Below are 12,526 nucleotides of genomic sequence, written 5' to 3' on the forward strand. Positions count from 1 at the left end.
CTCAATCGCTCAATGACCTGATTAACCCAGGCTGATCTGCACGTCTACACCGGCAGCCAGATCCAGACGCATCAGAGCATCAACGGTTTTCTCGGTTGGCTCAACGATGTCAACCAGACGCTTGTGAGTGCGAATCTCGTACTGATCGCGCGCGTCTTTGTTAACGTGCGGAGAGATCAGAACGGTAAAGCGCTCTTTGCGAGTTGGCAGCGGGATCGGACCACGGACTTGCGCACCAGTGCGCTTAGCAGTCTCGACGATTTCCGCGGTTGATTGATCGATCAGACGATGATCAAACGCTTTCAGGCGGATACGGATTCTTTGGTTCTGCATGAGACCAGAGCTCCAATTATTTATAAACGTAAATAATTACTCCTCACACCCATTTCGATTGATGGGGGAGTGTAATCGTCAACATATAACCCCCATATCGGGAGTATTGTTCGAAAGGCAAAAACGGCCTGCCAATCGACTGATTCGCTAAAATCAGGCTTACCAAGATTAGGTAAGCCCGCGCATTATACGCAAAATGAGCCAGGAAGCAAGCCGCAGTTGGAAATATGCTCAGGATATCGCCACTTTTAATGAAGAGGGGAATTCAACGCGGCAGAACGAGCGAAAAGGAATGGTTTATGCACGGAGCGATGCGGGCAGTGGCTCCCCTGCCCCGCCGCACATGCCATGCGGCCGCCGGCAGAAGAGTCATCGGCGTAGGTAAAAGCGATAATGTCAGTCTTTGCGTTCCAGGATCTGGGCCTGGGCGTAATTTTGGATACCCAGCCGCGCAATCAGATCCAGTTCGGTTTCCAGCCAGTCGATGTGCTCTTCCTCATCGGCCAGGATTTCTATCATCAGGTCGCGGCTGACGTAATCGTGAATGGAATCAGCATAGGCGATACCTTCGCGCAGGTTCTTGGCGCCATCGAGCTCCAAAGCCAGATCGGAGCGCAGCATCTCTTCGATGTCCTCGCCGATGTTCAGCTTGCCGAGGTCCTGCAGATTAGGCAGACCTTCCAGAAACAGAATGCGCTCGATGTAGCGATCGGCATGTTTCATTTCGTCGATCGACTCGTGATATTCCTTGTCGTTGAGGCGCATTAAACCCCAATTCTTGAACATGCGGGCGTGCAGGAAATATTGATTGATGGCAACCAGCTCGTTTCCAAGCAGCTTGTTGAGGTGAGCAATGATCTTTTTATCGCCTTTCATAGGTAAATCCTCCTGACCGGTTCTAAAAGTGTAGAACCTGTAGGCCAAGAGTCAAAAAATAACCTTACCTTTTGTTAGGCAACTTCGTGCATCGGAATAATGGTTCCGCGTTCCTCCACCATAATTTGTCTTGCCTGACGAATGCATTTTCCACAGTCGGTACCAATCGGCACTAATTCACGCAGCTGCTTCATGGTATGAGGATTGTGCTGACGCACGGCCTTGCGGATCGCTTTGTCAGTCACGGCATTACACAGACATACATACATAGAGAGACTCACTTCTTAACCAATATTCTGAGTCTAAATAAGAATGCTTTTTATTTCAATTAAGATTTATACGAACTGCATAAAAAAAGGGCACCGAAGTGCCCTCTTTACTGTGTCGAAAAATTATACGCGATTAAGCGATAACTTTAGCAACAACACCAGCGCCTACAGTACGGCCGCCTTCACGGATTGCGAAACGCAGACCGTCGTCCATCGCGATTGGGTGAATCAGGGTAACAACCATGTTCACGTTGTCGCCAGGCATTACCATCTCAACGCCTTCTGGCAGTTCGATGGTACCGGTCACGTCAGTAGTACGGAAGTAGAACTGTGGACGGTAGCCTTTGAAGAATGGAGTGTGACGACCACCTTCTTCTTTGCTCAGGATGTAAACTTCTGAGTCGAATTTGGTGTGTGGCTTGATGGAACCTGGTTTAGCCAGAACCTGACCACGTTCGATGTCTTCACGCTTGATACCACGCAGCAGAACACCTACGTTCTCACCGGCACGGCCTTCGTCCAGCAGTTTGCGGAACATTTCAACGCCGGTACAGGTAGACTTGACGGTGTCTTTGATACCAACGATTTCAACTTCTTCGCCAACTTTGATGATACCGCGCTCAACACGACCGGTAACCACGGTACCACGACCGGAGATGGAGAATACGTCTTCGATTGGCAGCAGGAACGGCTTGTCGATAGCGCGCTCTGGTTCTGGGATGTAAGTATCCAGGTGGCCAGCCAGCTCGATGATTTTAGCTTCCCACTCGGCTTCGCCTTCCAGCGCTTTCAGCGCGGAACCGCGAACTACCGGCAGGTCATCGCCAGGGAAGTCGTAAGCGGACAGCAGTTCGCGAACTTCCATTTCTACCAGTTCCAGCAGCTCTTCATCATCAACCATGTCGCATTTGTTCATGAATACGATGATGAAAGGAACGCCAACCTGACGACCCAGCAGGATGTGCTCACGGGTCTGAGGCATTGGGCCGTCAGTCGCAGCAACAACCAGGATAGCGCCGTCCATCTGAGCAGCACCGGTGATCATGTTTTTAACGTAGTCGGCGTGCCCTGGGCAGTCAACGTGCGCGTAGTGGCGAGTCGGGGTGTCATACTCAACGTGGGAAGTGTTGATGGTGATACCACGAGCTTTTTCTTCTGGCGCGTTATCGATCTGGTCGAAAGCACGCGCAGAACCGCCGTAGGTTTTAGCCAGAACGGTGGTGATCGCTGCAGTCAGGGTAGTTTTACCGTGGTCAACGTGGCCGATAGTACCAACGTTAACGTGCGGTTTGGAACGTTCAAATTTTTCTTTAGACACGGCTATATTCCTTACTCTTATGCTCCCCCCTCATGGAGAGAGCACTGATCAATGTGTTAAACCCGAAAGCTTATTTACCACGGGCTTCAATAACGGCCTGAGCGACGTTGTTCGGCGCATCATCGTACTTCAGGAACTCCATGGAGTAAGAAGCACGGCCTTTGGTCAGAGAACGCAGTTGAGTTGCGTAGCCGAACATCTCGGACAACGGAACTTCAGCGTGAATCTGAACGCCGGTAGCGTTGGATTCCTGACCTTTCAGTTGACCACGACGACGGCTAAGGTCACCGATGACGTCACCAGTGTTCTCTTCCGGCGTTTCAACTTCAACCTTCATGATCGGCTCAAGCAAAACAGGTTTCGCTTTCTTAAAGCCATCTTTAAAGGCGATAGACGCGGCCAGTTTAAACGCCAATTCGGAGGAGTCAACATCGTGGAAAGAACCGAAATGCAGACGCACACCGAGATCAACTACCGGGTAACCGGCCAGTGGACCAGACTTCATCTGCTCCTGGAGGCCTTTATCAATGGCAGGGATGTATTCCGTTGGGATCACACCGCCTTTGATGTCATTGACGAACTCGTAGCCTTTCGCATTTGAGCCCGGCTCCAGTGGGTACATGTCGATAACAACATGACCATACTGACCACGACCACCAGACTGCTTGGCGTGTTTACCTTCGATATCGGTAACTTTGGCGCGAATCGCTTCACGGTAAGCAACCTGAGGTTTACCCACGTTAGCTTCTACGTTGAATTCACGCTTCATGCGGTCAACCAGGATGTCCAGGTGAAGCTCACCCATACCTGCGATGATGGTCTGACCTGATTCTTCGTCAGTCCATACGCGGAATGATGGGTCTTCCTTCGCCAGACGGCCCAGAGCCAGACCCATTTTTTCCTGGTCAGCTTTGGTTTTTGGTTCAACTGCAACGGAGATCACCGGCTCAGGGAATTCCATGCGCTCCAGAATGATCACGTGGTTTGGATCACACAGGGTGTCACCGGTAGTCACGTCTTTCAGACCGATAGCCGCAGCGATGTCGCCTGCGCGAACTTCTTTGATCTCTTCACGCTTGTTAGCGTGCATCTGAACGATACGGCCCAGACGCTCACGCGCCGCCTTAACGGAGTTCAGCACGGTGTCGCCGGAGTTAACGATACCGGAGTACACGCGGAAGAAGGTCAGGTTACCCACGAACGGGTCGGTAGCAATTTTGAAGGCCAGTGCAGCAAATGGCTCATCATCGCTAGCGTGACGCTCAGCCGGGGTATCTTTACCGTCGTCCAGGATGCCGTTGATCGCAGGTACGTCAACCGGGGATGGCAGGTAATCAATTACCGCATCCAGCATTGCCTGCACGCCTTTGTTTTTAAAGGCGGAACCACAGGTAACCAAGATGATTTCGTTGTTCAGCACGCGCTGACGCAGAGAGGTCTTGATTTCTTCCTCGGTCAGCTCTTCGCCGCCCAAGTACTTGTCCATCAGTTCATCAGAAGCTTCAGCTGCCGATTCAACCAGGTTCTGGCGCCATTCTGCGGCCAGCTCTTGCATGTCAGCCGGGATCTCTTCGTATTCGAAGGTCACGCCTGCATCAGCTTCGTTCCAGTTGATGGCTTTCATTTTCACCAGGTCGATAACGCCGGTGAATTTCTCTTCTGCGCCGATAGCCAGCTGCAGTGGAACCGGGTTAGCGCCCAGACGAGATTTGATCTGACCAACAACTTTCAGGAAGTTGGCACCCATGCGGTCCATTTTGTTAACGAACGCGATGCGTGGAACTTTGTATTTGTTAGCCTGACGCCATACAGTTTCAGACTGTGGCTGAACACCACCAACAGCACAGTAAACCATTACCGCACCATCAAGAACACGCATGGAACGTTCTACTTCGATGGTGAAGTCAACGTGTCCCGGGGTGTCGATGATGTTTACGCGGTGCGGTTCAAACTGCTTGGCCATACCAGACCAGAAGGCAGTAGTCGCTGCAGAAGTGATGGTAATACCACGCTCCTGCTCCTGTTCCATCCAGTCCATGGTGGCAGCGCCGTCATGAACTTCACCGATTTTGTGGTTTACACCGGTGTAGAACAGAATACGTTCGGTAGTGGTGGTTTTACCGGCGTCGATGTGAGCACTGATACCGATGTTACGATAGCGCTCAATGGGTGTTGTACGAGCCATTTGATTCCTCTATTCCTAGGGCGTTCAAGTTCGGTTAACCCAAGCGGGTTGGCTTGACGCGCCCGCTTGGTTAGCATAACTACTGCGTGGCAATTACCAGCGGTAGTGGGCGAACGCCTTGTTGGCTTCGGCCATACGGTGAACGTCTTCACGCTTCTTAACAGCAGAACCTTTGTTCTCTGCTGCGTCAGACAGCTCGTTCGCCAGGCGCAGAGCCATGGATTTATCACCGCGTTTACGTGCAGCATCAACGATCCAACGCATTGCCAGAGCATTACGACGGACCGGGCGGACTTCAACTGGTACCTGATAAGTAGAACCACCAACGCGGCGAGACTTAACTTCTACAGTCGGGCGAACGTTGTCGAGAGCTACTTCGAAAGCTTCCAGGTGCTCTTTACCAGAACGCTGAGCCAGGGTCTCCAGCGCGGTATAGACGATTGCTTCTGCAGTAGATTTTTTACCGTCTACCATCAGGATATTTACAAATTTGGCCAACAGCTCGGATCCGAACTTAGGATCTGGCAGGATTTTACGTTGGCCGATTACGCGACGACGTGGCATGGAAATACTCCGTTGTTAATTCAGGATTGTCCAAAACTCTACGAGTTTATTTTGACATTAAAGTGAAAATGTTTGGCCTTACTTAACGGAGAACCATTAAGCCTTTGGCTTCTTCACGCCGTACTTGGAACGAGCTTGCTTACGGTCTTTAACACCGGAGCAGTCAAGTGCACCACGGACGGTGTGGTAACGCACACCTGGCAGGTCTTTAACACGACCGCCACGGATCAGGATCACGGAGTGTTCCTGCAGGTTGTGACCTTCACCACCGATGTAGGAAGTCACTTCGAAACCGTTGGTCAAACGCACACGGCAAACTTTACGCAGTGCGGAGTTTGGTTTTTTCGGGGTGGTGGTATATACGCGGGTACATACGCCACGTTTCTGCGGGCAAGCTTCCAGCGCTGGAACGTTGCTTTTAGCAGCCTTCACAGAGCGTGGTTTGCGAACCAGCTGATTAATTGTTGCCATTAAAAAAGCTCCTGGTTTTTGCTTCGTACTAGCTTCGTAAACATGTGATAAATCCCCTCGTATGCACTACTGGCAAAGTACGAGGACGCAGAATTTTATGGCTGACCAGTAGAGGTGTCAAGAAATATACAACATCACTCTCATCACCAGGCCATTTGGCTGCGATGTTTTTCGGTTAATTCAACGAAGTGATTATAGCCGACGACGGCTATCTTGTGTGAAAAATGACCAGCCAGCCCTCTGGCTTCCAGGTCGTCCTGCAGCGCATACAGGGATATGGGGGCGCTGAGCAGCAATTCAAGATGCGCGCCGCCGGCCAGGCCTGCCAGCACGCCGTCCTGCAGCAACAGCAGGGCGTCGCCTTCCGCCGTCAGGCGCAGCAGCGCGGGTAAATCGCATTGCGAGGGAGCATGGCTCAGGGTATACAGCATCAAAAATTCCTAAAAGGTCATCACCGCATCAAAACCGGCCAGCGCGCGGCGCAATTCGTCCGGCGCCAGCACCTCGGCGTCCAGCACCCAATCCTTCACCTGGCTCAGGCCGCGCTCCTGCAGCGAAGCCTGGCACAGATAGCATTGCTCGACGTCATACAGCGGCAGCACGCCAAAGGTGGCGATGTAATTGCGCGCCAGAATTTTTTCCGGCCGCTGGCCGGGCAGCAGCTGCAACACGCCGTCGCCGATAAAAAACACGCCCAGATCTTCACTTAACGCCGAGGTGGCGAGCAAGGCGTCCAGCCCTTCCCTGCCGCCGGCGTTGCCGTGCGGCCCGTGGGTAAACACAAAAGCGACTCGTTTCATCATGTCCTCAGAACTGCACCAGGCGATCGCAGCGCAGCGAGGCCTCGGCCAACGAGCCCAGCCCGCTCAGGGTGAAACCGGGCTGCAGGTTGGCACCGGCCAGCCCCAGCTGGGCCGCCTCCTGCTCGTCGGTCACGCCGCGTCGCAGCGCCGCGGCCACGCAGACATTGAGCGCAACGCCATGCTGCTGCGCCAGTTGCACCCAGCCGCGCACCAAATCGAACTCGTCGCCGGCGGGGGCGGTCAACCGGTTGGCGTTCAGCACCCCTTCGCGATAGAAAAATACGCTGGAGAGCCGGTGCCCCCTGGTCAACAGCGCCTGCGCGAACTGATAGGCGCTGCTGGCCTGCTGGGTGCCGTAGGCCGGCCCGGTGACCAGCAAACAGTAATCGAGCATCAACGGTCGCTTCCCAGCAGATCGCCGCTTTTGAACTGGCGAATGTACAGATAGACGGTGTGCTTGGAGATGTTCAGACGATCGGCCACCTGGTTGATCGCATCCTTGATATCGAAGATGCCCTTCTCATAGAGATTGAGCACCACCTGCCGATTTTTGGCGTTGTTGGAAACGTTGCGATCGGCATTCACCTCTTCGATGGTGAACTCCAGCGTTTGCGCCACCAGATCGTCTACGGAGGAGGCGAAATTCACCGAAGAAGGCACCTCCTGCGTTTCCGGCGGCATAAAGGTCTGCATGATTTGGGAGAACGGCACATCGAGGTTCATGTTGATGCACAGCAGGCCGATCACCCGCTGCTCGCGGTTGCGGATGGCGATGGTCACCGACTTCATCAGCACGCCGCTTTTGGCGCGAGTGAAATAGGCCTTCGACACGCTGCTGTCGTCGCCGGCCATGTCGTGCAGCATGCGCAACGCCAGGTCGGTGATCGGCGAGCCTATCTTGCGCCCGGTATGTTCGCCGTTGGCGATGCGCACCGCCGAGCAGTTCAAATCTTCCAGCGCGTGCAGCACTATCTCGCAGTGGCCGCCAATCAGCATCGCCAGGCCGTCGACCACCGCTTCATACGACTTCAGGATTTCATGATCCGTCTGGCTAAACGGACGTTCATTCAGCAAATCAAGTTCGCTGGCTTCGCTGGATAAAAGCGAATTAGACATCGAAAATACCACCCTCATAGATCGCCTGTGCCAGGGGGCGCAGCTAAAACAGCTCGGGCAGGCTTTTTTCCGCAGGCGGCACGCCGTCAGGCATCCCGCAGGATAACAGGCGGTTATCAGCATGAAACGGCACGGCGAGCCTCCGCGGGCCAAGACGGCCGGGAGCAGTTTTAGGTACACGCCCTAAGGGGCAGGCGCATGACTCATAAGTCCGGATTATTAGTCTAGCAAAACTGCCAGAGTAAAGTCCTTGCGTTTGCGCGTGGTATTGACGTTAAGCCCGATGCCCGGCAGGCGTCAAGCGATCAATGGGAAGGGGGCTGCGGTGGGCGGAAATGAAAACCGCCGCGAAGGGCATTCGCGGCGGTGGCAGGCAAAAGCTCGGCCTTATTTCGCTTTGGCGTCTGCCGCAGCGGCAGCGGGCTTCTCAGCCTTGGCGTCGGCTTTCGGCGCCGCTTTCACGTCCAGCAGTTCAACGTCGAACACCAGGGTAGAGTTAGCCGGGATGCCCGGAACGCCGGTTTTACCGTAGGCCAGCGCCGGTGGGATGACCAGCTTGATCTTGCCGCCTTTCTTGATGTGTTTCAGGCCTTCGGTCCAGCCCGGGATCACGCCGTCCAGACGGAATGACAGCGGCTCGCCGCGGGTGTACGAGTTGTCGAACTCGGTGCCGTCGGTCAGGGTGCCTTTGTAGTTGACCACCACGGTATCACTGTCTTTCGGCGCTTCACCGGCACCAGGTTTCTCTACCTGATACAGCAGGCCGGATTCGGTTTTCTTCACGCCTTTTTCTTTGGCGAAGGTGTCACGATACTTGGCGCCTTTGGCTTCGTTGTCTTTGGCGTCCTGCTCCATCTTCGCCTGAGCGGAAGCCTTCACGCGCGCTTCGAAACCCTGCAGGGTCTTTTCGATGTCCGCGTCGTTCAGCTTGCTCTTGTTGGCGAACGCATCCTGAACGCCGGAAATCAGCTGATCCTTGTCCAGTTTGATGCCCAACTTCTCTTGCTCTTTCAGAGAGTTGTCCATGTAACGGCCCAGAGAAGCGCCCAGCGCGTAAGCCGCTTGCTCGTCATCGTTCTTGAATTTTCCGGTGCTTGGCGCAGCGGCTGCAGCGTCAGCTGGCTTGGCGGCATCGGCGGCCATGACCTGGGTCGCATTCAGAGCAAAAGCCATGGTGGTTGCCAGAAGCGTGACTTTAAACAAAGATTTCATCCATTTCTCCAGTGTCTGAAGCGGTGCCCCAAACAATCATTAAGTAAGATAACCGGGCTACTATAGCTGCCTGAAAGCAAACAAAACAGTCGCACAGGTAACCAATCGAGTCAAAGTGTGACTCCTGCTTTACGGAGAAGTTTCCTTAAACGTGCTACCCGTATGATAAATCAGATTTTTCTTGCCGCTCATCCGACAACGCCAGCAAAAACCGCCGCGCCCGGCGCGTGACTTTTCAGCACTTTACACAGTTTATCCGCGCCTTGTGCCCCGCTCGATCAAATAGCGCAGGCAAACCCGGCGGCAGCTGTTAACATAGCGCCGGAATCAGGATTTAACCGCGTCAGAGGTAGCCTCATGCACAACGCCGACACCCAAAGCCTGCTACAGCGGCTTGAAGAACTGGAGAGCCGTCAGGCTTTTCAGGAGCTCACCATCGAAGAGCTCAACCAGACCGTAGTTCAGCATCAAATGGAGATGTTGAAGATGCGCGAACACCTGCGCATGCTGACCGACAAGCTGCGTTCGACCCAAACCTCGATGATCGCCTCGCAGTCGGAAGAAACGCCGCCGCCGCACTACTGAGCGCCGATAAAAAAGGGCAGCCGATGGCCGCCCTTTTTTGCAGTTACTGCGCCGCGCTTAGTGGCAGCCGCAACCGCCGTTACCGCAACCGCCTTTCTGGCCGTGGTCGTGGTCATGATCGTGGCCGTGATCGTGGCCGCCGCAGCAGCCGTCGCCGTGTTCGTGGTGATGATCGTGCTCGCCGTGTACGTGACCGTGCGCCAGCTCTTCTGCGGTCGCTTCGCGGATCGCGACAACTTCCACGTTGAAGTTCAGGTTCTGGCCGGCCAGCATGTGGTTGCCATCGACCACCACGTGGTCGCCGTCAACTTCGGTGATTTCAACCGGAACCGGGCCCTGATCGGTATCAGCCAGGAAACGCATGCCAACCTGCAGTTCGTCAACGCCCATGAAGACGTCTTTAGGAACGCGCTGCACCAGGTTTTCGTCGTAGTTGCCGTACGCATCGTTAGCGCCAACGTTCACGTCAAAGCGATCGCCGGCTTCGTGGCCTTCGAGCGCTTTTTCCAGACCTGCGATCAGAGAACCATGCCCGTGCAGATAGTCCAGCGGTGCACTCACCGGAGACTCATCAACCAAAACACCGTCTTCTGTACGTACTTGGTAAGCCAGGCTGACCACCAAGTCTTTTGCTACTTTCATGATATCTCCTACCGTTGGATACTTGGACGCGAGCCTGCAAACCAGAGCCGCGCCTTTTCCGGACAGATTGTATCGGAAATCTGCCCCGCTGTACCCTTCAGCATAAAAAAACGCGCCGGATAACGCTACTCCGGATGGAAAATACCGATCACCTGTTCCTGCGGCCGAACGTGTTTTTCCACCTGCTTTTCGGTCTGCCGCTGATGGTGACCGCACTTGACGCACTCCACCACTTCGACCTGATCTTCGCGCCAAACCGCCAACGTATCCATAGCGTTACAGCTCGGGCATACCGCGCCGGCGATAAACCTTTTACGTGTTACAGACATCTCTGTGCTCCCGCTTATTCGTATTCGTCCCAGCCGTCGAACTGGCGACTCTCTTTTTGCATTTCGCGATGGAAAAGTTCTTCCAGTTCGCGCCGCGCCTCTTTCACGCGGGAAATTTGCGCCACGTCGCCCTGATGCGGGGGCATCAGTTCGCGCAGCATGCGCATGTCCAGCCGGCGGAAATGCTGCTGGGCGCGATAGGCCTGATGCGGATGCATGCCCAGCTCCATCAGCGCCTTGCGCCCCAGCTCCAGCGCGCTGGAGAAGGTTTCGCGGCTGAACTGCTTCACCCCGGCCTGCAGCAGCTCATGCGCCTCAACGCGACCGCGCGCGCGCGCCAGAATGCTCAGATTCGGGAAGTGCTGCTGGCACAAACGCACGATCTCCAGGGTATCTTCCGGCTCGTTGCAGGTGATCACGATCGACCTGGCCTTCTCGGCCCCCGCCGCGCGCAGCAGCTCCAGCTCGGTGGCGTCGCCATAGTACACCTTGTAGCCATAGCGCCGCAGCACGCCGACGGCGCTAACGTCGCGCTCCAGCACGGTAATGCGCATTTTGTTGGCCATCAGCAGGCGGCCTATCACCTGGCCAAAGCGCCCGAAACCGACGATGATCACCTGCGGATCGTCATCTTCGACGTAAGGCGTTTCTTCGTCTTCGTCTTTGGCGTTGTAACGGCGCGCCAGAATGCGGTCGATAATCTGCATCAGCAGCGGCGTGGTCATCATCGACAGCGTCACCACCACCAACAGCAGGGAAAGCTGGTCAGGCTGCAGCACCTTCTGCGCACCCGCCGCCGAGAACAGCACGAAAGCGAACTCGCCGCCCTGGCTGAGCACGCCGGCAAACTGCAAACGCACCGAGCTGCGCAGGCCGAAAATGCGCGACAGCGTATAGAGCACCCCGGACTTGATGGCCACCAGCAGCAGCACGCCAATCAGCACTTCGGCCAGATGGGTATAGAGTACGCCGATATTCAGCGCCATGCCCACCGAGATAAAGAACAGCCCCAGCAGCAGGCCTTTGAACGGCTCAATCGAAATCTCCAGCTCGTGGCGATACTCGCTCTCCGCCAGCAATACGCCGGCGATGAAGGTGCCAAGCGCCATCGACAGGCCGAGCGCGTCCATAAACAGCGCCGCGCCCAATACCACCAGCAGTGCGGCGGCGGTGAAGATCTCGCGCACGCCGGAAGCGGCGATATAGCGAAACAGCGGCCGCAGCAGGAAGCGGCCGCCGATCAGCATGCCGCCGAACGCCGCCACCTTGAGCGCTATCTTCGCCCAGTCGTCGCTGCTGCCGCCGGCGCCCGCCAGAATAGGGATCAGCGCCAGGGCCGGGATCACCGCCATATCCTGGAACAGCAATACCGAGAAGCCCAGCTGGCCGCCTTCGTTGCGGTTCATGCCCTTCTCGCGCATCAGCTGCAGCGCCATGGCGGTGGAAGACATCGCCAGGCCGATACCGCCGATCACCGCCGCCTGCCAGGCGAACTGCGTCAGATACAGCAACCCGCCCAGCACCGCCGCGCTGAGCAACACCTGGCCGGCGCCGACGCCGAAGATCGAGCGGCGCAGTTCCCACAGCTTGCTGGGGTTCAGCTCCAGCCCGATGATGAACATCAGGAATACCACCCCGAGTTCGGAGAAGTGCAGAATTTCATCGACGTCGCGAATGAAACCCAATCCCCAGGGGCCGATGGCGATACCGGCGATCAGGTAGCCCAGCACCGCGCCGATACCCAGCCGCCGGGCGATCGGCACCGTCACCACGGCGGCGAACAGAAACAGCAGAATGGCGGTGAGTAAGGTCGAGCCTTCCAT

The 12,526-nt window shown here is 55.5% G+C and carries 16 protein-coding genes; 1 reads left to right on the forward strand and 15 read right to left on the reverse strand.

The features are described from left to right. Nucleotides 1-21: 21 nt before the first annotated feature. The 12 genes from rpsJ to fkpA all read right to left on the reverse strand — a co-directional run bounded on the left by rpsJ (nucleotide 22) and on the right by fkpA (nucleotide 9,147). Nucleotides 22-333: a 30S ribosomal protein S10 gene (gene rpsJ, locus CKW09_RS22560; RefSeq protein WP_001181005.1), complete on the reverse strand. Its 312-nt coding sequence runs from the start codon at nucleotides 331-333 to the stop codon at nucleotides 22-24. 396 nt (nucleotides 334-729) lie between these two features. After that, the gene (bfr, locus tag CKW09_RS22565) at nucleotides 730-1,209 is read right to left on the reverse strand and encodes a bacterioferritin (protein ID WP_061800456.1); all 480 of its coding nucleotides are present in this window, start codon (nucleotides 1,207-1,209) and stop codon (nucleotides 730-732) included. Nucleotides 1,210-1,283: 74 nt separating this feature from the next. After that, nucleotides 1,284-1,478, reverse strand: a complete 195-nt coding sequence (gene bfd, locus CKW09_RS22570; protein ID WP_071919937.1) for a bacterioferritin-associated ferredoxin — start codon at nucleotides 1,476-1,478, stop codon at nucleotides 1,284-1,286. 133 nt (nucleotides 1,479-1,611) lie between these two features. Then, the gene (tuf, locus tag CKW09_RS22575) at nucleotides 1,612-2,796 is read right to left on the reverse strand and encodes an elongation factor Tu (RefSeq protein WP_095099556.1); all 1,185 of its coding nucleotides are present in this window, start codon (nucleotides 2,794-2,796) and stop codon (nucleotides 1,612-1,614) included. A gap of 70 nt (nucleotides 2,797-2,866) precedes the next feature. Continuing rightward, complete coding sequence (fusA, locus tag CKW09_RS22580) at nucleotides 2,867-4,981, reverse strand: elongation factor G (protein WP_061798855.1); 2,115 nt, start codon at nucleotides 4,979-4,981, stop codon at nucleotides 2,867-2,869. A gap of 93 nt (nucleotides 4,982-5,074) precedes the next feature. Next, nucleotides 5,075-5,545, reverse strand: a complete 471-nt coding sequence (gene rpsG / locus CKW09_RS22585) for a 30S ribosomal protein S7 (protein WP_061798857.1) — start codon at nucleotides 5,543-5,545, stop codon at nucleotides 5,075-5,077. Between the two features lie 96 nt (nucleotides 5,546-5,641). Continuing rightward, the gene (rpsL, locus tag CKW09_RS22590; RefSeq protein ID WP_004930426.1) at nucleotides 5,642-6,016 is read right to left on the reverse strand and encodes a 30S ribosomal protein S12; all 375 of its coding nucleotides are present in this window, start codon (nucleotides 6,014-6,016) and stop codon (nucleotides 5,642-5,644) included. A gap of 143 nt (nucleotides 6,017-6,159) precedes the next feature. Further along, complete coding sequence (tusB, locus tag CKW09_RS22595) at nucleotides 6,160-6,447, reverse strand: sulfurtransferase complex subunit TusB (protein WP_061798859.1); 288 nt, start codon at nucleotides 6,445-6,447, stop codon at nucleotides 6,160-6,162. Between the two features lie 9 nt (nucleotides 6,448-6,456). After that, a complete protein-coding gene (gene tusC, locus CKW09_RS22600) occupies nucleotides 6,457-6,816 on the reverse strand; it encodes a sulfurtransferase complex subunit TusC (RefSeq protein ID WP_095099562.1) in 360 nt (119 codons plus the stop codon). Nucleotides 6,817-6,823: 7 nt separating this feature from the next. Next, the gene (gene tusD, locus CKW09_RS22605; RefSeq protein ID WP_061798862.1) at nucleotides 6,824-7,213 is read right to left on the reverse strand and encodes a sulfurtransferase complex subunit TusD; all 390 of its coding nucleotides are present in this window, start codon (nucleotides 7,211-7,213) and stop codon (nucleotides 6,824-6,826) included. Then, entirely contained in the window at nucleotides 7,213-7,935 is a 723-nt protein-coding gene (locus tag CKW09_RS22610; protein ID WP_061798865.1) for a helix-turn-helix transcriptional regulator, read from the reverse strand. The genes tusD and CKW09_RS22610 overlap by 1 nt, the downstream gene beginning before the upstream one ends. Nucleotides 7,936-8,322: 387 nt before the next feature. Beyond that, nucleotides 8,323-9,147, reverse strand: a complete 825-nt coding sequence (gene fkpA, locus CKW09_RS22615) for an FKBP-type peptidyl-prolyl cis-trans isomerase (RefSeq protein WP_061798867.1) — start codon at nucleotides 9,145-9,147, stop codon at nucleotides 8,323-8,325. A 357-nt stretch (nucleotides 9,148-9,504) separates the two neighbouring features. Here fkpA and CKW09_RS22620 point away from each other — a divergent pair, with 357 nt between their 5' ends. Then, nucleotides 9,505-9,732, forward strand: a complete 228-nt coding sequence (locus tag CKW09_RS22620; RefSeq protein WP_061798869.1) for a SlyX family protein — start codon at nucleotides 9,505-9,507, stop codon at nucleotides 9,730-9,732. Nucleotides 9,733-9,789: 57 nt separating this feature from the next. Here the strand turns inward: CKW09_RS22620 and slyD are convergent, their stop codons facing one another. The 3 genes from slyD to kefB all read right to left on the reverse strand — a co-directional run bounded on the left by slyD (nucleotide 9,790) and on the right by kefB (nucleotide 12,526). Further along, on the reverse strand, nucleotides 9,790-10,374 hold the full coding sequence (gene slyD, locus CKW09_RS22625; RefSeq protein WP_095099569.1) for a peptidylprolyl isomerase: 585 nt from the start codon (nucleotides 10,372-10,374) through the stop codon (nucleotides 9,790-9,792). Between the two features lie 125 nt (nucleotides 10,375-10,499). After that, complete coding sequence (locus CKW09_RS22630; protein ID WP_061798873.1) at nucleotides 10,500-10,703, reverse strand: YheV family putative zinc ribbon protein; 204 nt, start codon at nucleotides 10,701-10,703, stop codon at nucleotides 10,500-10,502. Between the two features lie 14 nt (nucleotides 10,704-10,717). Next, nucleotides 10,718-12,526 carry a glutathione-regulated potassium-efflux system protein KefB gene (kefB, locus tag CKW09_RS22635; protein WP_061798875.1) on the reverse strand — a complete coding sequence of 603 codons (1,809 nt, stop codon included), beginning with the start codon at nucleotides 12,524-12,526 and terminating at the stop codon, nucleotides 10,718-10,720.

Origin of the sequence: Serratia ficaria (assembly GCF_900187015.1) — a bacterium.
In the GTDB taxonomy this organism is placed as follows: Bacteria; Pseudomonadota; Gammaproteobacteria; order Enterobacterales; family Enterobacteriaceae; genus Serratia; species Serratia ficaria.

What these genes read in the sequence shown, in the direction of transcription:
- bfr (WP_061800456.1), bottom strand. Translation starts at nt 1,209, where the DNA reads ATGAAAGGCGATAAAAAGATCATTGCTCACCTCAACAAGCTGCTTGGA.
- fusA (WP_061798855.1), bottom strand. Translation starts at nt 4,981, where the DNA reads ATGGCTCGTACAACACCCATTGAGCGCTATCGTAACATCGGTATCAGT.
- CKW09_RS22620 (WP_061798869.1), top strand. Translation starts at nt 9,505, where the DNA reads ATGCACAACGCCGACACCCAAAGCCTGCTACAGCGGCTTGAAGAACTG.
- fkpA (WP_061798867.1), bottom strand. Translation starts at nt 9,147, where the DNA reads ATGAAATCTTTGTTTAAAGTCACGCTTCTGGCAACCACCATGGCTTTT.
- bfd (WP_071919937.1), bottom strand. Translation starts at nt 1,478, where the DNA reads ATGTATGTATGTCTGTGTAATGCCGTGACTGACAAAGCGATCCGCAAG.
- tusC (WP_095099562.1), bottom strand. Translation starts at nt 6,816, where the DNA reads ATGAAACGAGTCGCTTTTGTGTTTACCCACGGGCCGCACGGCAACGCC.
- kefB (WP_061798875.1), bottom strand. Translation starts at nt 12,526, where the DNA reads ATGGAAGGCTCGACCTTACTCACCGCCATTCTGCTGTTTCTGTTCGCC.
- tusB (WP_061798859.1), bottom strand. Translation starts at nt 6,447, where the DNA reads ATGCTGTATACCCTGAGCCATGCTCCCTCGCAATGCGATTTACCCGCG.
- CKW09_RS22610 (WP_061798865.1), bottom strand. Translation starts at nt 7,935, where the DNA reads ATGTCTAATTCGCTTTTATCCAGCGAAGCCAGCGAACTTGATTTGCTG.
- rpsG (WP_061798857.1), bottom strand. Translation starts at nt 5,545, where the DNA reads ATGCCACGTCGTCGCGTAATCGGCCAACGTAAAATCCTGCCAGATCCT.
- rpsL (WP_004930426.1), bottom strand. Translation starts at nt 6,016, where the DNA reads ATGGCAACAATTAATCAGCTGGTTCGCAAACCACGCTCTGTGAAGGCT.
- slyD (WP_095099569.1), bottom strand. Translation starts at nt 10,374, where the DNA reads ATGAAAGTAGCAAAAGACTTGGTGGTCAGCCTGGCTTACCAAGTACGT.
- tusD (WP_061798862.1), bottom strand. Translation starts at nt 7,213, where the DNA reads ATGCTCGATTACTGTTTGCTGGTCACCGGGCCGGCCTACGGCACCCAG.
- CKW09_RS22630 (WP_061798873.1), bottom strand. Translation starts at nt 10,703, where the DNA reads ATGTCTGTAACACGTAAAAGGTTTATCGCCGGCGCGGTATGCCCGAGC.
- rpsJ (WP_001181005.1), bottom strand. Translation starts at nt 333, where the DNA reads ATGCAGAACCAAAGAATCCGTATCCGCCTGAAAGCGTTTGATCATCGT.